This is a genomic window from Acidovorax sp. BL-A-41-H1 (assembly GCF_051942715.1).
Window position 1 is genome coordinate 506,829 of the sequence record NZ_JBPVJQ010000006.1, and the last position, 22,595, is coordinate 529,423.

Below are 22,595 nucleotides of genomic sequence, written 5' to 3' on the forward strand. Positions count from 1 at the left end.
TGCCGTGGTGGTGGTGCGGGTCAGGCCGCGCTGCCCGGGTACGGGTATACCTGCTTCCAGTGCCGCGCAATGTCGATGCGCCGTGCAACCCATACGTGGGAGTGCTGCTGGATATGGTCCAGAAACCGCTGCAGCGCCGTGATGCGCCCGGGGCGCCCCAGCAGGCGGCAGTGCATGCCGATGCTCATCATCTTCGGGGCGTTGTCGCCCGCGGGGTCGCCCTCGGCGTACAGGGCATCGAACGTGTCCTTCAGGTACTGGAAGAACGGGTCAGCGTGCGAATAGCCCTGGGGCAGCGCAAAGCGCATGTCGTTGCAGTCCAGCGTGTAGGGCACGATGAGCTGGGGCCCCACGGTGCCATCGCTCTTTTGCACTTTCATCCAGAAGGGCAGGTCGTCGCCGTAGTAGTCGCTGTCGTATTCAAAGCCGCCAAAGTCGGCCACCAGGCGGCGGGTGTTGGGGCTGTCGCGGCCGGTGTACCAGCCCACCGCCCTTTCACCGGTCATGCGCGCGATGATGGCCATGGCTTCGGCCATGTGGGCGCGCTCGACGTCTTCAGGGATGTGCTGGTAGTGGATCCACTTGAGGCCGTGGCAGGCGATCTCGTGGCCCATCTCCACAAAGGCCGCCGTCAGCTCGGGGTGGCGCTGCAGCGCGGTAGACACGCCAAACACCGTGAGCGGCAGCTGGCGCTTTTCAAACTCGCGCAGGATGCGCCACACGCCAGCGCGGGAGCCGTATTCGTAGATGCCTTCCATGCTCATGTGCCGCTCGGGGTAGCTGGCGGGGTTGAACATTTCCGACAAAAACTGCTCGCTGCCTGCGTCGCCGTGCAGCACGGCGTTTTCGCCGCCTTCTTCGTAGTTCAGCACAAACTGCACGGCAATGCGGGCGCCGCCGGGCCACTGGGCGCGGGGCACGGTGCGGCCGTAGCCAATCAGGTCGCGGGGGTAGGGGGCGGTGGTGTCGTAGATCATGGGGGCGTGCGGTTCGGTCAGGTGGCCAGGGCAGCGGCAAGGTCGCTGACAGGGCGCTTGCGGTCAAAGGTAAGGCTGGCTTCCACGTGTTCGAGGTGCGCCTGCATGAGCGATACGGCGCGGTCTTCATCGCGGGCGGCCAGGGCCGCCACGATGTCGGCATGCTCATCGTGCGAATGCTCGGCGGCGCTGGCCGACTGGTACATCAGCGTGATCAGTGCACAGCGCGAGATCAGGTCGCCCAGCATCTGCGCCAGCACCTCGTTGCCCATCAGCTCGGCCATGCGCACATGGAAGTCGCCCAGCAGCTCGGTGCGGCTGCTGGCGTCATCGGTGCCCATGGCGGCTTTCTCGGCCGCAACGTGGGCGCGCAGGGCCTTGATCTTGGCGGGAGTGCTGCTGCGCACGAAGGCGCGGGTCATCTCGGTCTCGAGCATGCGGCGTACGGCAAACACCTGGCGGGCTTCCTCAACCGAAGGGGTGGACACGAATGCGCCGCGCGCGGGCTCCAGCGTGACCAGCCGGTTCTGTGCCATCTGGAACAGCGCCTGGCGCACCAGCGTGCGCGACACGCCGAAATGGTCCGCCAGCTTTTGCTCGGCCAGCTTGGTGCCGGGCTGCAGGCGGTGCTCCACGATGGCGCGTGTAAGGGCTTCAACAATGGCGCTGGTAGAGGAGGATTCCATGGTGGCATGATACGGTGCAACACCAAAAAGTGTATACACTTTTGGTCTACACCTAGCGTTTCTACGGAGAAACGCGCCGGTATTGTCTTGCCTTGCAACCTCAGGAGATTTCCATGGGCCTCAGCACCCACGTTCTGGACACCATGCACGGCTGCCCCGCCGCGGGCATGGAGGTGACCCTGTATACCACCGATGGCAATACCGCCACCGTCATCAAGCGCCTGGTGCTCAACCACGACGGCCGCACGGATGCCCCGCTGTTTGACAACACCAGCCTGCGCACCGGCACCTACCGCCTGGAGTTTGACGTGGCCAGCTATTTCAAGGGCCGGGGTGTGGACTTGCCCGAGCCCAACTTCCTCAACCGCGTGAACCTGGATTTCGGCATTGCCCATGCCGACCAGCACTACCACGTGCCATTGCTGGTCAGCCCCTGGAGCTATTCCACTTACCGTGGGTCTTGATGGATATGTCTGCGCGCTGACATGACAGATGTCCGTCAAAACTGGCGCGCCGCAAGGCGAGTGATGCCTAGCAAGGGCCGCCCCGCAGCGAGGGCATCGTCCCCCTTCCCGAATGGCTTAGACGTTCGAGAGAAGGGGGAAGGCGCGCAGCGCCTCAGGGGGATGGACCTAGAACCTGTTCAAAATCTTTTCGGAATCGCATTGGAGTGCAATCGGGATGAGTGGATGCTTCGGATGCGCTGCATGGGCTCATGCCCATGCAAGCGGCCGGGGCGTTCAATCGCCCGATTTCACTCCAACCCTTCGGGCAAGTGCCTTGCCGGGCGGTCTGCGGCGTTGCGGCGCTTGCCAATAGCCAAGCTATTGGCTGCACCCCGCGCCTTGCATCTCATCCCGGCAAAGCGCTTGTGCGACCACGAAAAGATCTTGAACAGGTTCTTAGAGCTGCCCCTCGGTCAGCGTATCCAGCTGGAAACGCCCGCTCTTGTCCCACAGCCAGGTGTCGGTATACGTGACCTTGCCCATGCGCGATGGAGCCGGGAACGGTGCCGCGGCACGTACCGTGCGTTCGATCTCGGCAATCACCTCAGGCGCATGGCGTGGCGCGCGCAGCCAGTTCAGCCGGGTGACGCGGCCCGTGCGGTCCACTTCCACTTCCAGCACGCCAATGGCGTAGAGCATGGGCGGCAGCTTGCCCTTGAACACGCGCTCGGCATTCAGCCCATACAGGTGGGTGGCGGCATCCTGCCGGTACGCGCGGGGCGTGCCTGCTGCAGACGCACGGGCAGACCCGGCCGCGGCCGGCACCGGGCCCTTGACGGCAGGCGCAGCATCGCCACCGGGCGTGCGGCTGTCCTGCGGGGGCTGGGGCGGGGTTTCGGGCGCCGACTTGCAGGCGGCCACCAGGGCGGCCACTGCGGCCATGACGCCCGCTGTCAGCCAGTGGCTGCGGGGGCCGGAAGTGCGTTGGGGGGCGTCTTGGGACATGTGGGCAGACCAATGGCGTTCGGTGGGCATTTTTGGCCGTATGGCCTACTGGCCCGCATTGTATGAAGGAACACACTCTGTGACTGATCTGGATGCCCTGGTGGCAGGCGTGGTCCGCGAGCCCGCATGCCTGGTGCGCGTGGATGCCACGCAGGGCTCGGTGCCGCGCGAAGCCGGTGCCTGGATGGCCGTGTTCGCCGATCACATTGTCGGCACCATCGGCGGCGGCCACCTGGAGCACCAGGCCATTGCGGAGGCGCGGCGGCGCCTGGCGGGCCAGCCCGGTGAGCCCCGCCTGCGTTACCCGCTGGGGCCGGCGCTGGGCCAGTGCTGCGGCGGCGTGGTGTACCTTGCCTACGAACAGCTGGGCGTGGTGGACGCCGCTGCGGCTGGCGCGCTGCGGGCCCGGCTGGCCCCGCCGCTGCACCCGTTGGCACTGTTCGGGGGCGGGCATGTCGGGCATGCGCTGGCGCAGGCCCTCGCTCCGCTGCCCTTTGCGCTCACGTGGATCGACAGCCGCGACGGCATTTTTCCGGCAACGCCGCCGACGGGCGTGGTGTGCGAGCACTCCGAACCGGTGCAGCAGGCCGTGCCTGCGCTGGTGCCCGGCACGCGCGTTTTAATCATGAGCTTCAGCCATGCCGAAGACCTGGACGTGGTGGCCGCCTGCCTGCGCCGCCAGCGCGAACGCGGGGATTTACCTTTCATCGGCCTGATCGGCAGCAAGACCAAGTGGGCCACGTTCTCGCACCGGTTGGCCGAGCGCGGCTTTGCGCCGCATGAGCTGGCCTGGGTGACCTGCCCCATCGGGGTGCCCGGTATCACCGGCAAAGAGCCCGCTGTGATTGCCGTGGCCGTGGCCGCGCAGTTGCTGCAAAGCCTGGAAACGGCGGGTGCACCGTCATAAACAAGGGCATCCGGGTCTGCCCGGGCTGGAAGTGGGAACAATTCCTGCATACACTTTCGGCGTGTGGGATCCTCTGCACGAATCGAGCGGCAAGTGTGCGCTGCGGATCGGGATGGGCTGCAAGGCGCAAAGCGCAGCAATAGCCGTAGCTATTGCGAGCATTTGCAACGCTGCAGACCGCCCGAGCCCGCAGATGCACACGGCGCGCTGATTCGTGCAGAGGGTCCCTGGACGGTCGCAGCGGTGCCGGGCAATGCATGCCCTGGTGCGCGGCCCCTTGTTCTGCTCAGAGCGCCCGCAGTGGTGAGCAGGTTGCCAGTAACGCGCGTGCGCCCATTTGGGGCGCACCACGTTCAAATGCGGCGCAACCGTGCGCCGCCGAGGTTGAGATATGGAAAGCTACTTTCTCGACTGGGCCAACCTGCTGCTGCGCTGGGTCCATGTCATCACCGCCATCGCCTGGATTGGCTCGTCGTTCTACTTCGTCTTTCTGGACAGCAGCCTCACGCCGCCCGAAGACGAAGACCTGAAAAAGCAGGGCGTGAGCGGCGAGCTGTGGGCCGTGCACGGCGGCGGCTTCTACCACCCGGTCAAGTTCGCGGTCTCGCCGCCGCAGCTGCCCAAACACCTCCACTGGTTCTTCTGGGAGAGCTACAGCACCTGGATCAGCGGGTTTGCGCTGTTCACGGTGTCGTACCTGTACAGCGCCAGCACCTACCTCATCGACAAGTCCAAGATGGACTGGGCTCCGGCCACCGCCATCGTGGTGGCGCTGGCGTTCTTCGTGGTGTTCTGGCTGCTGTACGACGCGATCTGCCGCATCTTCGGCCAGCGCAAAAATGGCGACGCCATCGTGGGCGCGCTGGTGTTTGTGCTGGTGTGCATTGCCTCCTGGCTGGCATGCCACTGGTTTGCAGGCCGCGCGGCCTTCCTGCTGGTGGGCGCCATGATCGCCACGGCCATGAGCGCCAACGTGTTCTTCTGGATCATCCCCGGCCAGCGCACCGTCATCAGCCAGATCAAGGCCGGCCAGCCGGTGGACCCCATCCACGGCAAGCGCGGCAAGCAGCGCAGCGTGCACAACACGTACTTCACGCTGCCCGTGATCTTTGCGATGCTGAGCAACCACTACAGCTTCACCTGGAGCCACCCGCAGAACTGGCTGGTGCTCATCCTCATGATGTTCGCGGGCGCGGCCATCCGCCAGTTCTTTGTGATGCGCCACGGCTACAAGCTGGGCCGCAATGGCAACCCGCTGCCCTATGCGCTGGTGGGCGTGGCCGTGATCGTGGGCACCATCGTGTGGCTGCGCCCAGACCCGGTCGCCGCCGTGTCTTCGCCTGCTATTGTTTCAGGAGCTACGGGGGAAAATGCAGCAAGCGCTGTGCCCCCATCGGACTTCAAATCGGTGCAAACCGTGCTGGAACAGCGCTGCTACATGTGCCACGGCGCCCAGGTGCAGATGAAGAACCTGCGCGTGGACTCGCCCGAGGCCGCCAAACAGCATGCCCAGGCCATCTACCAGCAGGTGGTGGTGACCAAGCTGATGCCCATGAACAATTCCACCGGCATCACGGATGCAGAGCGAGCGCTGATTGGCCGCTGGTTTGAGGCGGGGGCACCTACGGGGCCTTGAGGGTTGTGGAGGGGGCGACAACACCCTGCACCCATGCGAAGCCGCGCAGACTATGGACCCTTGACCACGGTGGCGTCGATCTCCACCACCTGTCCCGGGTATCCCAGGCGGGCCACGCCCAACAGCGTCGCTGCAGGTACCTGCCCGCCAAAGTGCTCGGTTACCGCGCTCCAGGCCGTTGATAGGTTGGCCTGTTCGCCCACCACATAGACGACCAGGCGGCGGATGTCCGGCACGGCAAATCCGTGAATCGCCAGAAGCTTGCCGAGATTAGCAAGGCACTTTGATGCCTGGGCGTGCGGATCCCCGGGCGCCACGATCGAGCCATCGGCGGCTTGCGGCACCTGGCCCACAAGGAAGAGCTGGTTTCCAACCTGCTGCGCGTATTGATAGCTCGGCGTGCCTGGCATGCCTGCGGCGATTTCGGCTTCGTTCATGGGCGGTGCGTGGCGAGATGTGGCGCTGGTTCGCTTTGGAACGGTTAACGCCGGAGTTGACCGGTAAGCGCCGGCAGTGCGGTGCACGGCGTAGGCTTGTCCACACACCTTCCGCGCACTGCCGGTGAGTATCTGCGTCGAGCGATCCGTTAGACGGCGCGGACTTAACTACGTGCGACATCGGTTCCAGTGGAACAGGTCTTGAAAGTCGTCGCAACACGTAGAGCAAATCCAACGATACCGGTCTTCAGTGCTCCACCCTTCCTGCAGGGTGTCCGGTTCGCTCGCCATGAACTTGGTGCAGCAGAACTCGCAGTGATCGTGATCGTTCGCAGGATTGTTAGGGGAATACTTGTGCCAAACGAGGGTCACACCAAGCAGGTACTGCTCCTGGTTGGACAAACGCCAGTCTTTTGTTTCGCGCATTTCGCCGTCTAACGTAATGTCCAGAGCAAAACCTGCTCTATAAGTACAGCGCTGCTCCTTGAGTGGTTCATGTGTCCCTCCTGAAAGCGGCTTGCAGCAAAGGGTTGCAAGGGTCGGATTGTTCAAACGTCCCGATATAAAAATTCTGTGAAACCCGGCACGTATTTGCTCGGCAAACTATAGCTTGCCGTTGGCAGACGGCGAGATTCCAGCAGCGTGCTGCGAGTCAGTAGCAGCTACCGTATGCAACGGAGGCACAGGGCTCAAAGCGGTCTAGCTTACGCAGCAGCGTTCCCCGACCCGCGCGGGCCGGCGTCGTCCCACTGGCGTCCATCGAGCGTCACAGCGGCAGCTTGTGGTCTGGCGCCGTCCTACGCCGCCAGCACATCCCGCAGCGCCCCCGTCGCCGCAACCAGCCCCTGGCCCGATTCGTTCCACCCACCATGCATCACCACCCCGGTGGCATCCTGCTTGGCCTCGTGCTTGGCCACGGCGGCCAGGTTGGCGACTTCTTCGGCGTGGCGAAAGTGTCCTGGTGTGATGCGTACCGCGCCGATGGAAAGCGTGGTGCAGGGAAAGAAGCGGCGCACGCCATGCCGGTCCTCGGCGTGGATGCCGCCTGCCAGCCGGGCGCTGTCGTCAAACAGCGCGAGCGCCTCGCGCGCAAAGTCATGAACGATGTGCTTGCAGCGTTGCAGCCAGTTGCTGCTTTGAAAGACCAGCATGAAATCGTCCCCACCCACATGGCCCACGAAGTCGCGGCGCGCGTCGCAATGGGCGGTGGCCAGGCGGGCCACCAGGCGGATCATCTGGTCGCCGCGCCAGTAGCCGTAGTGGTCGTTGAAGGGCTTGAAGTGGTTCAGGTCCGCATAGCAGGCCACGAACTCGGTGCCCCCGTCCAGCAGCCGCTGCATGTGCAGGCTGATCGGGATGTTGCCGGGCAGAAAGGTCAGCGGGTTGGCATGGCGTGCCGCTTCGATGCGGGTTTCGGTCACGGCGCGCACCAGCTGCTCGCCTGTGCCCAGGCCCAGGTAGCGGCCGTTGTCGGTCACGATGTAGCCGTCGTTCAGGTAGCGCTGGTCTTGCGACGTGAGGATGCCCACCAGCTGCTCCACGTCGCAGTCCAGCTCCACCACGCGCGGGGCCGTGTTGGCGAACGCCATGCAGGGCTTGCGCCCATGCACCTCGCGAAAGTATGGCGTGGCGTAGTGGTTCATGAACTGCTGGCGGTTGATCAGCGCCACCGGCCGGGTGCCGTCCACCACCGCCAGGGCGTGCAGCTCCGTCGACTGTCGGAACATTGCGGCCACGGCTTCGTTGCTGGTGACTGGCGATGCGGTCGGCGCCTGCATCACCAGCAGGCTGCGCAGGATGCCCGGGCGCGCCGTTTGCCCGAGGTGGGGCAACACCGCCACACGCCGGTCCTGCATCACGTCCAGTGCCTCGGGCAGGACGGCCTCGCGCGGCTGTGCAGCGGGGCGGCCCAGCAGCCAGCCCTGGCCGTAAGGAATTGCCAGGTCGCGCAGGGCACGCAAGTCGTCCGGGGTTTCGATGCCTTCGGCGATCAGCGTGGTGCCAAAAACGTCGGCAATGCCCTTGATGGCCTGCAGCATCTGCAGGTTCTCGGGGTGCCCGCTGATGTCGCGGATGAAGTATTTGTCGATCTTGACGAAGTCGGGCTTGACCTCGGACCACAGCCGCAGACTGGAGCGGCCGTCGCCAAAGTCATCCAGGGCCATGCGGGCGCCGCTGCCATGCACGGCCTTGATGGCCTCGCGCAGCACGGGCATGTCGGTCACGCGCTCGTGTTCGGTGATCTCCAGCACCAGCAGGCGGCAGTTCACACCCAGGCTGCGGGCACGCTCGCCCAGGTGGCGCGCACCCAGCAGGCGTACACCATGCACCAGCGCATCAGCGCTGATGTTGACAAACAGCCGGCCGGACGACTGCTGCTGGCTCCACTGCGTGAGCGCCGTGAAAACGCACAGCAGTTCAAAGTCGCGCAGGTTGCCTTCTTTGCGGGCCTGCTCCAGCAGGGCGTCGGGCGTGTGCAGGGGCGAGCCTTCGGGGCCGCGGATCAGGGCTTCGTGCGCATAGATGCTGCCCTCGCGCAGGTCGGCCAGGGGCTGGAACACACAGTGCAGGCCGCCTGTACGCATCAGCTGCGACAGCGGGCCGGTGCCGCGGCGGGTTTGCGGCAACAGCCGCCTCACCATGGCCTGCAGCTGGCTGCGAAGGGGGTTGTGCATCGGGTGAATGTCGGAATGTGACAGCGACCGTAGCGTGCGCTTGTGACAGGGGCACGACACATGCGCTGCGCGGCAAAGCGTCGCCAGACTGGCGGGGCTCCCGACACGTCACCCCGCATGACCTTGTGGCCCGAGGGCGTTCTCCGGGCGGCTGCCATTGCAAAATGCGCCCATGCAACATCCGTCGCCCTCCACCCCGCTGGCCCCCACACCGGACTACCGCACCCAGCCGCGCGCGTTCCTGCGTGCCTTGTTCGATGCCGCCGTGCGCGATGCGCAGCCCCTGCATGGCATGCGTGCCTGGTTGCCCGCGCCGCCCAAGGGGCGCACTGTGGTGCTGGGCGCAGGCAAGGCGGGCGGCGCCATGGCGCAGGCGCTGGAAGCGCTGTGGCCCGCAGATGCGCCCTTGTCCGGCCTGGTGGTCACGCGCTACGGGCATGTGCCGCCCCGGGCTCCGGGCCTGGCGCAGCGCATTGAGGTGGTGGAAGCCGCCCACCCCGTGCCCGATGCGGCTGGCCTTGATGCTGCGCAGCGCATCCTGGCGCTGACCCAGGGGCTCACCGAAGACGACCTGGTGCTGTGCCTGATCTCTGGCGGTGGTTCGGCACTTCTGACGCTGCCGTGTGATGGCCTCACGCTCGACGACAAGCAGCGCATCAACCGCGCGCTGCTCGACAGCGGGGCGCACATCGGCGAGATGAACTGCGTGCGCAAGCACCTCTCGCAGATCAAGGGCGGGCGCCTGGCGGCAGCCTGCGCGCCCGCGCGCGTGGTCACGCTCACCATCAGCGATGTGCCAGGGGACGACCCGTCGGTGATCGCCAGCGGCCCCACGGTGCCCGATGCCAGCACCTGCGCCGACGCGCTGGAGATACTGGGGCGCTATGGCATCGACGTGCCGCCCGCCGTGCATGCAGCGCTGCAGGCGGGCGCACTGGAGACGCCCAAGCCCGGCGACGCCCGCTTTGCGGGGCATGCGGTGCACCTTATCGCCACGCCCTGGAGCGCCTTGCAGGCCGCAGCCGACATGGCGCGCGCCGCAGGGCTGGCGGTGCATGTGCTGTCGGACGAGATCGAGGGCGAGTCGCGCGAGGTGGGCAAGGTGCATGCCGCCCTGGCACGTGCGGTGGCGCGGCGCGGCCAGCCTTTTGCTGCGCCGTGCGTAGTGCTGTCGGGTGGCGAAACCACCGTGACGGTGCGGCCCCGCGCGCCAGGCGTAGCACGCGGGCGCGGCGGCCGGGCTGGCGAGTTCTGCCTGGGCCTGGCGCAGGGGCTGCAGGGCCAGGCCAATGTGTGGGCGCTGGCCGCCGACACCGACGGCATCGACGGCAGTGAAGACAACGCCGGCGCCTTCGTGGGCCCCGACACCCTCGCACGCGCCGCCGCGGCCGGCCTGCGCGTGGACGACCATCTGGCGCGGAACGACGCCTGGGGCTTTTTTGCCGGGCTGGACGACCTGCTGACCACAGGCCCGACGCACACCAATGTCAATGACTTCCGGGTGCTATTGATTTTGTAGCTGCATAGGCATTTATTACCTAGGCTTGAGGCTGATTTCGTCAATTTTCCGGTGTTTTTGCCCTTCCAGACGCCGCAGAGGGCATGGTGGCCGTTCATGGTCGATGCGGTGCACCAACCAGGCAGGCGCGGTACAGGCGGACCCAGGCCAATCCAGGCCGATCAATGCGTGAACTGGCGCAACAACCGGCACGCCCCCGCCGCCAGCGTGTCACCCCTTTGATCTCGCTCAATGCCCATGGGTGGCTGGCACGGCACATTTCCTTTCATGCTGCCTTCTACCTATTTCTCCCTCCCTCCGGAAACCGAACTCATCGCCGCAGGCGAAGTGCTGCGCCGGCGAAACGAGGTGCAGACCTCGGTGCTGCACCTGGAGAGCGGGCGCGTGCTGCGGGGGGTGCTGGAAGAGGGCCTGATGCGCTATCAGCTCGGGGCCGTGGAGGGTCCGTTCTGGCTGGATGCAGCTTCGGCGCTGCTGGGCCTGCCGCTACCGGTGGACATGGTGGCCGACACCCGCGTGCAGGTGCGCCGCTTGCCCATCGACGTTTTTCGCCGCGGCCTGGCGCAGATGCCCGGGGACGCGCGCGGCCTGCTGCTGGACATGGCCCACGGGTATCGCCAGCAATCTGAACTGGCGGTGAGCCGGCTGGCGCAAGATGCCGAGGCGCGCTGCGCCAAATGGCTGCTCAACCATGCCGAGGCCGACCAGAGCGGGGCCATGCAGGTCACCCTGCACCAGCGCAAGCGCCTGATCGCGGCACAACTGGGCATTGCCCCCGAGACCTTCTCCCGTGTGCTCCGTCACCTGCGCGAGGCGGGCCTGGTTGATGGCACGGGCAACGTACTGAGCCTGCCGCGGCCGCGCGCGCTGCAGTCCATGGCGGGCTGCTGACGCCGCCTGCGTCCTGCCGGCCCTGCCCCGCGCGCGGCGCGCTGGTACCGCGTGATTCTGTTGGGGGCCTGCATTGGCACGGCCTGCACCGGTGCGTCCGGCATGGGTAAAAACCCGTTGCGAAGTGTTTGCAGGGCAGGGTTTTTCCCCGTGTTTCACTGAGGGTTCCACCCAAGCCCCGGGCCGCGGGGGCTGCGTATATTTGTTCGGACCTGACCCGGCCGAACCCCGTCCCATGCCCGCCCACACCCCCACGCGCCAGCCCCTGCGCACCCCCGCTGCGGAGTGCACATGACGCCTGCGCACCACCCCGCGCCCCAGCCTGAGGCGCCCGGATGGCCTGTGCCCGGAAGTTTGGTGCTGCGCCTGATCGCGGTAGCCATGCTGGCGGTGGTGCTGTCGGGGGCGCTGGCGGCCTGGGTGGTCACGCGGGCATCGTCGCAAGAGGCCATGCGCCGGGTGGTCAGCCAGCAGACGGATGAGGTCGAAGTGGTAGCCCGCCTGCTGGCCAGCAAGATTGAACAAAGCCAGAAGGTGCTGCGCACGGTGGCATCCGGTATCACGCCGGCTGCGCTGGCCTCGCCTTCGTTGCTCGAATGGCTGCTGCAGCAGGGCCTGCCCGCGGTGCAGTTCTTCGACACCATGCAGGTGGCCCGCAACAACGGCGAGCTGAGCCTGAATTTGCGCAACGGCCGGATGCAGAGCGCATCCGAGGTGGACCCCGCCGAGCGCGACGCATTGCGACGCACGCTGGTCGACGGCAAGCCACTGGTTTCCGAGCTCATCGCCGGCCGTACCGCCGAGGCACGGGTCATGTTCACGATGCCGCTGCACCGCGAGGACGGCACCGTGCTGGGCGTGGTGGCCGGCGCGCTGCGGCTGCAGTCGCAGGGGCTGCTGCCGCCCTCGATGACGCTGCCCGTGCGCGACGATTCGCGCCTGGTGGTGTTCACACGCGACGGCACCATCCTGTCGCACTCCGATCCGGCCCGCCTGATGGGCAAGGTGAGCGACGAGCCCGGCCTGGGCCCCGTGTATGCACGCTGGCTCGAAGAGGCCGCACCGGTGGTCGGCCGTGGGGTGACGCATGTGCAGCCAGACCATATCGTGAGCATCGCGGGCATGCCGCTGCCGCAATGGATGGTGGCGCGCGTCAGCACATCGCAGGCACTGCTGGCGCCGCTGGCCGGGGCGCAGCAGCAGGCCTGGTGGCTGGCCGCCGCCAGCATGCTGGCCTGTGTGCTGCTGGCTGCCGGAGTGATGGCCTGGATGGCACGGCCGCTGGCGCGACTGACCCACAGCGCCCGCCAGCTCGGTCAGCCCGGCAGGGCCTGGGCTGGAGCATCCGCGGCCATTGACTGGCCCCGTGCAGGCGGCGAGGTCGGCGAACTCGTGCAGGTGTTTCGGCGCCTGGCCCAGCAGGGCACCGACCAGCAACTGCACCGCGCCACGCTGGATGGCCAGTTCAAGGCCATTCTGGAGAACGCATCGGTCGGCATCGTCATCTCGCGCAACGGCCTGCTCGAGGTGGTGGGCCGCCAGGCCGCCGTGATGCTGGGCTACGGCGCAGCCGAGCTGCAGGGCCGCCCGGCGCGCGTGCTGTACGCCAGCGATGCCGATTACGAACGCGTCGGCGCCCGGGTGCAGGCCGAGTTTTCGGCCCACGGGGCGTTTGATGCCGATGTGTGCTTCAACCGCAAGGACGGCACGCCCGTGTGGGCACGCGTGCAGGGGCGCGCCGTGCAGCCCCACGAAATGGCCGGTGGCACGGTGTGGATCCTGGAAGACATCACCGCCGCGCGCGAGGCGCAGGCCGAGCATGCGTGGGAGCGCACGCACGATGTCCTCACGCGGCTGTACAACCGCCCGGCTTTTGACGAAAAGCTGGCCTTGCTGCTGGCCGAGCGCTCGGCCCGGCCACGCCATGCAGCGGCGCAGGCCCCCGGCTCGGGTGGCGACGGGGTGGTGCTTTTTCTGGACCTGGACCACTTCACGCTGGTCAACGACGTGGCCGGGCACGACGCAGGCGATGACGTGCTGCGCCACGTGGCCCGCCTGCTGGAGTCGCATGTCCGCCAGATCGGCTGGGCGGCACGGCTGGGCGGCGACGAGTTTGCCGTGGTACTGCCCGGCTGCGCGGCCGCCCGCGGGCAGGCCGTGGCCGAGCAGCTGCGCGCCGCAGTGCATGCATGGGAACCCTCGTACCAGGGCCGCAGCTTCACGTTGGGCGTGAGCATTGGCCTGGTGGTGCTGGATGCCAGCCTGCAGGATGTGCCGTCGGTGCTGTACGCCGCCGACATGGCCTGCTACGACGCGAAAAGGGCAGGTCGCAACCGCGTGGAAACACGGCAGGCGGTGGAGGCCAGTGTGTCGGGCAGGGCGGCTTTGGGGGCCGCCTGAGCGACTTCGGCAGTTCCGGGCCCGAGAAGGCGAGAGCCCCGGCACCGCCCCGAAACGCAGAGGCTACAGCCTGCCCAGTGCCCGCAGCACATTCTCCGCCGTAGCGGGGGCTGTCAGCACCACGGGCTGAGCGGCATCTGCACCGGCCCGCCCCGCAGCCACCGCATTGCGCAGCGCCTCATACACACTGATCGCCAGCATGAACGGCGGCTCGCCCACGGCCTTGCTGCCGCCCACGTTGTCCTCGCGGTTGGCCTCCGGCCACAGATCCACTCGGAACTGCTCAGGGATGTCGCCCGTGGCCGGGATCTTGTACGTGCTAGGCGCGTGCGTGGCCAGATACCCCTTGTCGTTCCACACCAGCTGCTCGGTGGTGAGCCAGCCCATGCCTTGCACAAAGCCGCCTTCGATCTGGCCCACATCGATGGCCGGGTTGATGCTGTGGCCCACGTCGTGCAGGATGTCCACGCGCGTCACACGGCTCTCGCCGGTCAGGGTGTCGATCACCACTTCGGAGCAGGCGGCGCCGTAGCTGAAGTAGTAAAACGGCCGGCCCGTGAGTGTGGCCTTGTCGTAGTGGATCTTGGGGGTGCGGTAGAAGCCGTCGCTCCACAGCTGGATGCGGTTGGCGTACGCCTCTTTCACCACGTCGTCAAACTGCCGCACCTTTTTGGGCGAGATCACCTGCCCGCCTTCGAAGCGGATGGCGCCCGCGCCGCAGGCATCCAGCCCGCAGACGTACGAGGCAATGTTGTCGCGCACGTTGCGCGCCGCAAACTGCGCGGCGCGGCCGTTCAGGTCGGTGCCGCTGCTGGCCGCGGTGGCGCTGGCGTTGGGCACCTTGCTGGTGTCGCTGGCGGTGACCAGCACACGGTGCAGGGGCACGCCCAGTTCGTCGGCCACGATCTGCGCCACCTTGGTGTACAGGCCCTGGCCCATTTCGGTGCCGCCGTGGTTCACCTGCACGCTGCCGTCGGTATACACATGCACCAGCGCACCGGCCTGGTTGAACAGCGTGGCGGTAAAGCTGATGCCGAACTTCACGGGCGTGATGGCCAGGCCGCGCTTGAGCACCGTGCTCTGCGCATTCCAGCGCGCAATCTCCGCCTGCCGCGCGCGGTAGCCAGCCGTTTGCTCCAGCTGCGGCAGCAGCGCATGCAGGATGTTGTCCTCCACCGTCATCTGGTAGTGCGTCACGTTGCGGCCCTCGGCCGCGTCCTTGCCGTACAGGTTGGCCATGCGCACGTCCTGCGCATCGCGGCCCAGCGCACGGGCGATGTCGCCCATGATGGCCTCGATCACGATCACGCCCTGCGGGCCGCCAAAGCCGCGAAAGGCAGTGTGGCTCTGCGTATTCGTCTTGCAGCGGTACGAGGCGATGTCCACGTCGCTCAGGTAGTACGCGTTGTCGGCGTGGAACACGGCGCGGTCGGCCACGGGGCCCGAAAGATCAGCGCTGAAACCGCAGTTGGCCGCCATCTGCAGCTTGAGGCCCGTGATGCGGCCGGTGTCGTCAAAGCCCACGTCGTATTCGTACGCAAACGGGTGGCGCTTGCCGGTGACCATGAAGTCCTCGTCGCGGTCCAGCCGCAGCTTGATGGCGCGGCCAAGCTTGTTTGCCGCCACCGCGGCCCACACGGCCAGGTGGCCGGCCTGCGTCTCCTTGCCGCCAAAGCCGCCACCCATGCGACGGCACTCGACCTTGACCGCATGGTTGTCAATGCCTAGTGCGTGCGCCACCCAGTGCTGCACCTCGCCGGGGTGCTGCGTGCTGGAGTAGATGCACCACTGCCTTTGCTCCAGCGGCAGCGCGTAGGCAATCTGCCCTTCCAGATAAAAATGCTCCTGCCCGCCCACTTCAAACGCGCCCTGCAGCCGGTGCGCGGCCTGTGCCAGGCCCTGCGCGGCATCGCCCCGGCGCACGAACACGGGGGGCAGCACGTAGCTCTGGGCCTTGAGCGCATCGTGCACGCTCAGCACGGCGGGCAGCGGGGTGATGTCGAGCTTGACACTGCGTACTGCGCGCCGCGCCTGCATGACCGAGTCGGCCACCACCAGGCCGATGACCTGGCCGATGTGCTGCACAGTGTCGTGCGCAAAGACGGGCTCATCATGCGCAAAGGCGGCCAGCAGCTTGCCGCCGGGCACATCGGCGGCCAGCACCACGCCACGTACGCCGGGCAGCGCCAAGGCGGCGCTGGCATCCACGCCGTTCAGGGTGCCGTGCGCCACGGTGGAGAGGATGGGCGCCGCATACAGCGTGCCCTTCACCTCGGGCAAATCGTCGATGTAATGTGCAGCGCCTGCTACCTGGGCGCGGGCGCTTTCGTGGATGTGCGACTGGCCCATGGCGCGCTGGCTGGCGGGCGCGCTGGGCTGCAGCGGGGCCAGCGGCTCGGCAGCGTGGGCGTCGGCGGCGTTGACCACCGGGTCGTCGACCGCATCGCGGCTCAGAGGCATGGAATCACGCTGGTTCATACCGATGCCTCCAGGCGGAAGTTTTCGACGCTCACGGCCGCTTCGCCCTGGCTCTCCAGCCAGAAGCGTTGCAGCAGGCTTGCGAGCACGGTGCGGCGGTAGTCGCCGCTGGCGCGCATGTCGGAGATGGGGGTGAATTCGCCTTGCAGCACCTGGGCCGCGTTGGCTACCGTTTCGGCCGTCCACGGCTGGCCGGTGAGGGCGGCTTCGGTGAGGCGGGCGCGTGCCGGGGTGGCTGCGACGCCGCCTGCGCCGATGCTGGCGTGGCGCACCGCGCCGGCATCGATGTCTAGGTTGATGACCAGGCACACGGCAGAGATGTCGTCATCAAACCGTTTGGAGATCTTGTAAGCCCGCAACGCCTCAGTCACCCTTGGTCGCGGCACGACGATCCAGACCAATAACTCGTCAGGTGCCATCACGTTCTGGCGGTAACCGGAGTACAGGTTTTCCAGCGGCATGTCGCGTTCGCCGCGCACGCTGGCCAGCACCACGCGGGCGCGCAGGGCGATCAGCAGCGGCATCGAGTCGCCAATCGGCGAGCCGTTCGCCACGTTGCCGCCCAGCGTGCCCGAGTTGCGCACGGGCAGCCCGGCAAACCGGCTGGCAAAGCTGTGCAGCTGCGGCCACTGCGCCACCAGCGCCGCAAAGGCATCGGTCAGGTTGACGGCGGCGCCGATGGTGATGTGCTGCGCATCGTGCTGCACCTGGCGCAGCTCGGCCGCGCGGGTCACATCCAGGATGTGGTCGTACTGCCGGTGCTGCTTGGTCACCCACAGGCCCACATCGGTGCACCCGGCCACCACCTGCGCCTGGGGGTGCGCGGCACGGGCCGCCAGCAGCGCGGGCAGGCTGGTGGGGGCCATGTAGGGCGATGTTTGTACCAAATCGGCCTCAGGCCCAGGTATTGATTGCCCTAAATGCTCTAGCTTTTGTAGCAAAGCGGCTTCGTCCACCACGCGGGGTGGCAGCGCTGCCATCTGCTGCGCGGCGTCCAGGATGGGGCGGTAGCCGGTGCATCGGCACAGGTTGCCCGAGAGTTCTTCCTGTGCCAGCGCGCGGGTGATGCGAGGCAACGCCCCCCCGTGCGCGTAGGCACTCGGACCAGTCAACGAAGGTGCGATGTGCTTCTGGTACATGCCAAACAGGCTCATCACGAAACCCGGTGTACAGAAGCCGCACTGAGAACCGTGGCACTGCACCATCGCCTCCTGCGCGGGATGCATAGCGTTGGCGCAAACGCCGGGCGCATTGCCCACCGGCTGGATCAGCGGGTCTTCCGCCAGATCTTCCACCGTCCACAGCGCCATGCCGTCGATGGAATGCGCCAGGCGGATGCAGCTGTTGACGGCGCTGTAGTGCACCTTGCCGCCCTGCGCCTCGCCCAGCACCACGGTGCAGGCGCCGCAGTCGCCTTCGCCGCAGCCCTCCTTGGTGCCGGTGCAGCCGAGGTCCTCGCGCAGCACCTCCAGCAGCGTGCGGTCGGGTGGTACATTGCCCAGCGCCACGGGCTGGCCACGGCGCAGGAAGTGCAGGGGACGTGTGGTCGTCATGTGAAAAGCCAATTCGGTTGCTGTGTGATCCGGTACCGTTTCAGAAGACCCCAGGCGGAGCGGGCAGCGTGCAGATGTTCACTGCCTCTTTGCCATGCGGACACGGCTTTCGCAGCCCCCGGGGTAGCCCCAGCCCCGCAGTGGGCACCCAGGCGGCACACTCGCGTTGCCTCCAGCGGGCATGCCTCCTGCATGTGCCAGCGCAAAGTCTTCCTGACAGGTCCCAAGAGGGTAAGTCGCCCCGGGGCGCCCACCATAAGTCCAAGCTTATGACATCAATGCACGCACTGCTATGAGAGACCACGCCCTTTTCGACAAGATAGACCTCCATCTCATAAGGGTCTTGCACACCGTGTTGATCGAACGCAGCGTATCGAGGGCCGCCGTCCGCCTGGGCATGCACCAGCCGGCGGTGTCGGCTGCGCTCAAGCGCCTGCGCGACCTCTCGGGCGACCCGCTCCTGGTGCGCTCGGGCGCCAGCATGATGCCCACCGATGCCGCGCTGCGCATGGTGGAGCCGGCGGCGGCCATCCTGCGGTCTGCCGAAGCCCTGTTTTCCGACGCCCGCGGGTTCGACCCGCGCACGGCCACGCGCACGTTCCGCGTGGCGGCCAGCGACTACCTGGACCCGCTGTTCCTCCCCCAGCTGGTGGCCCGCATCAAGGTCGAGGCGCCCCTGTGCCCCATCGAGATCCACCCGCTGTCGGCCGATGCGCACTACCACGCCCATCTGGCCCAGGGCGAGGTCGATGTGGTGATCGGCAACTGGCCGCAGCCCCCCGAAGACCTGCACATGGGCCGCCTGTTTGGCGACGAGGTGGTGTGCCTGGTGGGGCAGGGCCACCCCGCGGTGCGCCGCGGCTGGGATGTGGACAGCTGGCTGGCGGCCGAGCACATCGCACCCACGCCCACCCACCCCGGCGCGCGCGGCGTGATCGACGCGCACCTGGACAGCCTGGGTCTGGCGCGCAACATCACCGCGCGCTGCGCGCACTTCAGCCTGATTCCGGACATCGTCGCATCGAGCCTGCTGGTGATGACCACCGGGCGCCAGTACTGCGAGCGCTACCTGGCGCGCCTGCCGCTGGCCATCCTGCCCTGCCCGGTGCCGTTTCCGCGGCTGATGTACTACCAGCTGTGGCATGCCCGCACGCACCACTCGGCCGCAGCCATGTGGCTGCGCGAATGCGTGAAGGGCGTGGCTGCAACGCTACGAAAAGAATAGCTACCAGCGCACGCTGAACAAGCGCAAGAAGGTGATTTCATATAAATGGCGCCAGCCAAACTGAGAGACAATCGACCGCATGAGTTCACCCCCCAACTCCCCTGACGCGGGCAGCCGGCAGCCGCCGCGGCTGCAGCTGTCAGGCATCACCAAACGCTACCCGGCCGTGGTGGCCAACAGCGGCGTGTCGCTCACGGTGCAGCCGGGCGAGATCCACGCCGTGCTGGGCGAAAACGGCGCGGGCAAGTCCACGCTGATGAAAATCATCTACGGCTCGGTCAAGCCCGACGAAGGCAGCGTGCACTTCAACGGCCAGGCCGTGCAGGTGCGCAACCCGCAAGAGGCGCGGGCCCTGGGCATTGCGATGGTGTTCCAGCATTTCAGCCTGTTCGACACCCTCACGGTGGCCGAAAACGTGTGGCTGGGGCTGGACAAAAGCCTGAGCCTGGTCGAAGTTACCCAGCGCATCTCCGCCAAGGCGGCCGAATACGGGCTGGATGTGGACCCGCTGCGCCCGGTGCACACCCTCTCGGTCGGCGAAATGCAGCGCGTGGAAATCATCCGCGCCCTGCTCACCAACCCCAAGGTGCTGATCCTCGATGAACCTACTTCGGTGCTCACGCCGCAGGCGGTGGAAAAGCTTTTTGTGGTGCTGCGCAAGCTGGCGTCTGAAGGCTGCAGCATTTTGTACATCAGCCACAAGCTGCACGAGATCCGCGCGCTGTGCACCGCCTGCACGGTGCTGCGCGGCGGCAAGGTGACCGGTGTGTGCAACCCCGCAGAAGAATCCAACGCCTCGCTCTCGCGCCTGATGATCGGCGCCGAGCCGCCGGCGCTGCAGCACCGCACGGTGCAGACCGGCGCCACAGTGCTGCGGGTGCAAGGCCTGTCGCTGCCGCGCGCCGACCAGTTTGGCGTGGACCTCATCGACATCGACTTCGACGTGAAGGCGGGCGAGGTGGTCGGCATTGCCGGCGTGTCGGGGAACGGCCAGAAGGAACTGCTCTACGCACTGTCGGGCGAGGATGCGCGCGCCGATGCCGCCACTATCCAGGTGTCGGGCCAGAACGCCGGCCGCATGGGGCCGCGCCAGCGCCGTGCGCTCGGCCTGCACTTTGTGCCCGAAGAACGCCTGGGCCGTGGCGCCGTGCCCACCATGGGCCTGGCTCACAACCTGCTGCTCACGCGCACCAGTTCGGTCAGCGGCAGCGGCTGGATCAAGGTGGGCGCGCTGCAAAAGCATGCGGCCGACATCATTGCCCGCTTCAACGTCAAGGCCGGTGGTCCCAACGCGGCGGCCAAGTCGCTGTCGGGCGGCAACCTGCAAAAGTTCATCGTGGGGCGCGAGATCGATGCCAACCCCAAACTGCTCATCGTCTCGCAACCCACCTGGGGTGTGGACGTGGGCGCGGCCGCGCAGATCCGCGGCGCCATCCTGGCGCTGCGCGATGCCGGCTGCGCGGTGCTGGTGGTCAGTGAGGAGCTGGACGAATTGTTTGAAATCTGTGACCGGCTGCATGTGGTGGCCAAGGGCCACCTGTCGCCTTCGGTGCCGCGTGCCGATGCCACCGTGGAGCGCATCGGTGAATGGATGAGCGGCCTGTGGCATGCCGATGTGCAGGCCCACCTGGCCAAGGCCCGTACGACAACCGAGGGGGCTCAGCATGCTCAAGCTTGAAGCGCGCCCGCAATCGTCGCGGCTTTGGACTTACGGCTCGCCCCTGCTCGCGCTGGCGGTCACGGTACTGATTGGCGTGGCGCTGTTCATGGCGCTGGGCAAGGACCCGGTGCGGGGCCTGCAGGTCTTTTTCTGGGAGCCCATCAAGTCGCAGTACGCCATTGGCGAACTCATGGTCAAGGCCACGCCGCTGCTGCTCATTGCGCTGGGGCTGGCCGTGTGCTTTCGCTCCAATGTGTGGAACATTGGTGCCGAAGGCCAGTTCGTGATTGGTGCGGTGGCGGCGGGCGGCATGGCGCTGCTGGCCGACAAGACCACGGGCCCCTGGATCGTGCCCGCCATTTTGCTGGCGGGCGTGCTGGGTGGCATGGTGTGGGCCGGGCTCACGGCGCTGCTGCGCGACAAGTTCAACGCCAACGAGATCCTGGTCAGCCTGATGCTGGTGTACGTGGCCACGCTGGTGCTGGGCTACCTGGTGTACGGGCCGTGGAAAGACCCGCTGGGCTACAACTTTCCGCAGACCAAGATGTTCGACAAGGTCACGCAGATACCCCGGCTGATGCAGGGCTCGCGCGTGTCCATCGGGCTGCTGCTGGCGCTCGCGGGGGCTGCGGCGCTATGGGTTTTCCTGTTCCGTACCCGCGTGGGCTTTGCGCAGCAGGTGGGTGGCCTCGCTCCCGCCGCAGCGCGCTACGCAGGGTTTTCGTCGCGCAAGGCGCTGTGGACGGCCCTGCTGATATCGGGCGGCGCTGCCGGCCTGGCGGGTGCGCTGGAAGTCGCTGGCCCCATCGGCCAGCTCACACCGTATGTACCCGCAGGCTACGGCTTCGCAGCCATCATCGTGGCGTTTGTGGGCCGGCTGCATCCGGTCGGCATGATTCTTTCGGCCATCCTCATGAGCATGTTCTACATCGGCGGCGAGCTGGCGCAGTCCCGCCTGGGGCTGCCCAAGTCGCTCACGGGCGTGTTCCAGGGGCTGCTGCTGTTCACGCTGCTGGCGTGCGACACGCTGATTGCCTACCGCATTCGCTGGGTAGGTACCCGCGCACCCAGCAAGGGAGCTGCATAAATGGAATCGTACGCACTCCTCATTGGCGCCACGCTGAGCGCGGGCACCGTACTGGCCATTGCGGCCCTGGGCCTGCTCATCAACGAGAAGGCGGGCATCGTCAACCTGGGGGCCGAGGGCATGATGCTCTGCGCCGCCATTGCCGGTTTTGCCACCGTGGTGCACACGGGCAACACGTGGCTGGGCTTTGCGGCCGGCATGGCGGCAGGTGCCCTGCTGGCGGCCATCTTTGGCGTGCTGGTGATCTGGCTCAACACCAACCAGTACGCCACCGGGCTGGCGCTCAGCCTGTTTGGCGTGGGGTTCTCGGCCTTTGCCGGCATCAGCTACGTGCAGGCCAAGCTGCCCGAGCTGACGCGCTATGCCGTGCCGGTGCTCGGCGACATCCCCCTGCTGGGCCCGGCGCTGTTCCGGCAGCACCCGGTGGTGTACCTCACCATGGTGCTGGCGCTGGCGCTGATCTGGTTTCTGTACCGCACCCGCGCAGGGCTGGTGCTGCGTTCGGTGGGCGAGTCGCCCGAATCCGCGCATGCGCTGGGCTACCCGGTGCGCCGCATCCGGCTGGCAGCGGTGGTGGCGGGGGGGGCTCTATGCGGGCTGGCGGGGGCGTACATCTCCACCGTCTACACCCCGCTGTGGGTCGAAGGCATGGTGGCTGGCCGCGGCTGGATCGCGCTGGCCCTCACCACCTTTGCCACGTGGCGGCCGGCACGCGTATTGCTTGGTGCCTACCTGTTCGGTGGCGTGACCATGCTGCAGTTCCATCTGCAGGCCACGGGCGTGCAGGTGGCCAGCCAGTTGCTGAGCATGCTGCCCTACGTGGCCACCATCGTGGTGCTGGCCCTCATATCGCGCAATCCGGCATGGATACGCATCAACATGCCGGCGTCCCTGGGCAAGCCTTTCTACCCGGGGTCTTGAAAAGTCCCCGCAGGCCGCGATGGTTACCGGGCGGTAGATCGCCCCATAATCGAGAGTTCCGTTCCCGCTTTTGCACTTGTTACCTCTTTGTT

The 22,595-nt window shown here is 66.9% G+C and carries 17 protein-coding genes; 10 read left to right on the forward strand and 7 right to left on the reverse strand.

The window, feature by feature from the left end; genetic code table 11:
• Positions 1–20: 20 nt before the first annotated feature.
• Both puuE and ACTPOI_RS15615 read right to left on the reverse strand, forming a co-directional pair.
• The gene (puuE, locus tag ACTPOI_RS15610) at positions 21–977 is read right to left on the reverse strand and encodes an allantoinase PuuE (protein ID WP_440110398.1); all 957 of its coding nucleotides are present in this window, start codon (positions 975–977) and stop codon (positions 21–23) included.
• A 17-nt stretch (positions 978–994) separates the two neighbouring features.
• The gene (locus ACTPOI_RS15615) at positions 995–1,663 is read right to left on the reverse strand and encodes a GntR family transcriptional regulator (RefSeq protein ID WP_440110400.1); all 669 of its coding nucleotides are present in this window, start codon (positions 1,661–1,663) and stop codon (positions 995–997) included.
• Between the two features lie 113 nt (positions 1,664–1,776).
• Between ACTPOI_RS15615 and uraH the strand changes: the two genes are divergently transcribed.
• Positions 1,777–2,127 (forward strand): hydroxyisourate hydrolase, encoded by a 351-nt coding sequence (gene uraH, locus ACTPOI_RS15620; RefSeq protein ID WP_440110402.1) that lies wholly within the window; start codon positions 1,777–1,779, stop codon positions 2,125–2,127.
• A 438-nt stretch (positions 2,128–2,565) separates the two neighbouring features.
• On the opposite strand, the gene ACTPOI_RS15625 is transcribed toward uraH, so the two are convergent.
• On the reverse strand, positions 2,566–3,051 hold the full coding sequence (locus tag ACTPOI_RS15625) for a hypothetical protein (protein WP_440112638.1): 486 nt from the start codon (positions 3,049–3,051) through the stop codon (positions 2,566–2,568).
• 142 nt (positions 3,052–3,193) lie between these two features.
• Here ACTPOI_RS15625 and xdhC point away from each other — a divergent pair, with 142 nt between their 5' ends.
• Positions 3,194–4,021 (forward strand): xanthine dehydrogenase accessory protein XdhC, encoded by an 828-nt coding sequence (xdhC, locus tag ACTPOI_RS15630; protein ID WP_440110404.1) that lies wholly within the window; start codon positions 3,194–3,196, stop codon positions 4,019–4,021.
• A gap of 391 nt (positions 4,022–4,412) precedes the next feature.
• Positions 4,413–5,657, forward strand: coding sequence for a urate hydroxylase PuuD (locus ACTPOI_RS15635; RefSeq protein WP_440110406.1), 1,245 nt, complete (start codon positions 4,413–4,415; stop codon positions 5,655–5,657).
• Positions 5,658–5,707: 50 nt separating this feature from the next.
• Here the strand turns inward: ACTPOI_RS15635 and ACTPOI_RS15640 are convergent, their stop codons facing one another.
• On the reverse strand, positions 5,708–6,094 hold the full coding sequence (locus tag ACTPOI_RS15640; protein WP_440110408.1) for a RidA family protein: 387 nt from the start codon (positions 6,092–6,094) through the stop codon (positions 5,708–5,710).
• Positions 6,095–6,891: 797 nt separating this feature from the next.
• Positions 6,892–8,769: an EAL domain-containing protein gene (locus ACTPOI_RS15645; RefSeq protein ID WP_440110410.1), complete on the reverse strand. Its 1,878-nt coding sequence runs from the start codon at positions 8,767–8,769 to the stop codon at positions 6,892–6,894.
• A gap of 172 nt (positions 8,770–8,941) precedes the next feature.
• On the opposite strand from ACTPOI_RS15645, the gene ACTPOI_RS15650 reads away from it, so the two are divergent.
• The 3 genes from ACTPOI_RS15650 to ACTPOI_RS15660 all read left to right on the forward strand — a co-directional run bounded on the left by ACTPOI_RS15650 (position 8,942) and on the right by ACTPOI_RS15660 (position 13,579).
• Positions 8,942–10,288, forward strand: coding sequence for a glycerate kinase type-2 family protein (locus tag ACTPOI_RS15650; protein WP_440110412.1), 1,347 nt, complete (start codon positions 8,942–8,944; stop codon positions 10,286–10,288).
• Positions 10,289–10,555: 267 nt separating this feature from the next.
• Entirely contained in the window at positions 10,556–11,179 is a 624-nt protein-coding gene (locus ACTPOI_RS15655; protein ID WP_440110414.1) for a Crp/Fnr family transcriptional regulator, read from the forward strand.
• A 291-nt stretch (positions 11,180–11,470) separates the two neighbouring features.
• Complete coding sequence (locus ACTPOI_RS15660; RefSeq protein ID WP_440110416.1) at positions 11,471–13,579, forward strand: diguanylate cyclase domain-containing protein; 2,109 nt, start codon at positions 11,471–11,473, stop codon at positions 13,577–13,579.
• 63 nt (positions 13,580–13,642) lie between these two features.
• Here the strand turns inward: ACTPOI_RS15660 and xdhB are convergent, their stop codons facing one another.
• Both xdhB and xdhA read right to left on the reverse strand, forming a co-directional pair.
• Positions 13,643–16,057: a xanthine dehydrogenase molybdopterin binding subunit gene (xdhB, locus tag ACTPOI_RS15665; RefSeq protein ID WP_440110418.1), complete on the reverse strand. Its 2,415-nt coding sequence runs from the start codon at positions 16,055–16,057 to the stop codon at positions 13,643–13,645.
• Positions 16,054–17,610, reverse strand: coding sequence for a xanthine dehydrogenase small subunit (xdhA, locus tag ACTPOI_RS15670; RefSeq protein ID WP_440110420.1), 1,557 nt, complete (start codon positions 17,608–17,610; stop codon positions 16,054–16,056). The genes xdhB and xdhA overlap by 4 nt, the downstream gene beginning before the upstream one ends.
• Before the next feature lie 292 nt (positions 17,611–17,902).
• Here xdhA and ACTPOI_RS15675 point away from each other — a divergent pair, with 292 nt between their 5' ends.
• From ACTPOI_RS15675 to ACTPOI_RS15690, 4 genes are all read left to right on the forward strand, one after another.
• A complete protein-coding gene (locus ACTPOI_RS15675) occupies positions 17,903–18,835 on the forward strand; it encodes a LysR family transcriptional regulator (RefSeq protein ID WP_440110422.1) in 933 nt (310 codons plus the stop codon).
• Positions 18,836–18,914: 79 nt separating this feature from the next.
• Positions 18,915–20,513 carry an ABC transporter ATP-binding protein gene (locus ACTPOI_RS15680; RefSeq protein ID WP_440110424.1) on the forward strand — a complete coding sequence of 533 codons (1,599 nt, stop codon included), beginning with the start codon at positions 18,915–18,917 and terminating at the stop codon, positions 20,511–20,513.
• Entirely contained in the window at positions 20,500–21,582 is a 1,083-nt protein-coding gene (locus ACTPOI_RS15685) for an ABC transporter permease (protein ID WP_440110426.1), read from the forward strand. Before ACTPOI_RS15680 ends, ACTPOI_RS15685 begins: the two co-directional genes overlap by 14 nt.
• On the forward strand, positions 21,583–22,503 hold the full coding sequence (locus ACTPOI_RS15690; protein ID WP_440110427.1) for an ABC transporter permease: 921 nt from the start codon (positions 21,583–21,585) through the stop codon (positions 22,501–22,503). It abuts the gene before it with no gap.
• The last annotated feature ends 92 nt before the right edge of the window (positions 22,504–22,595 follow it).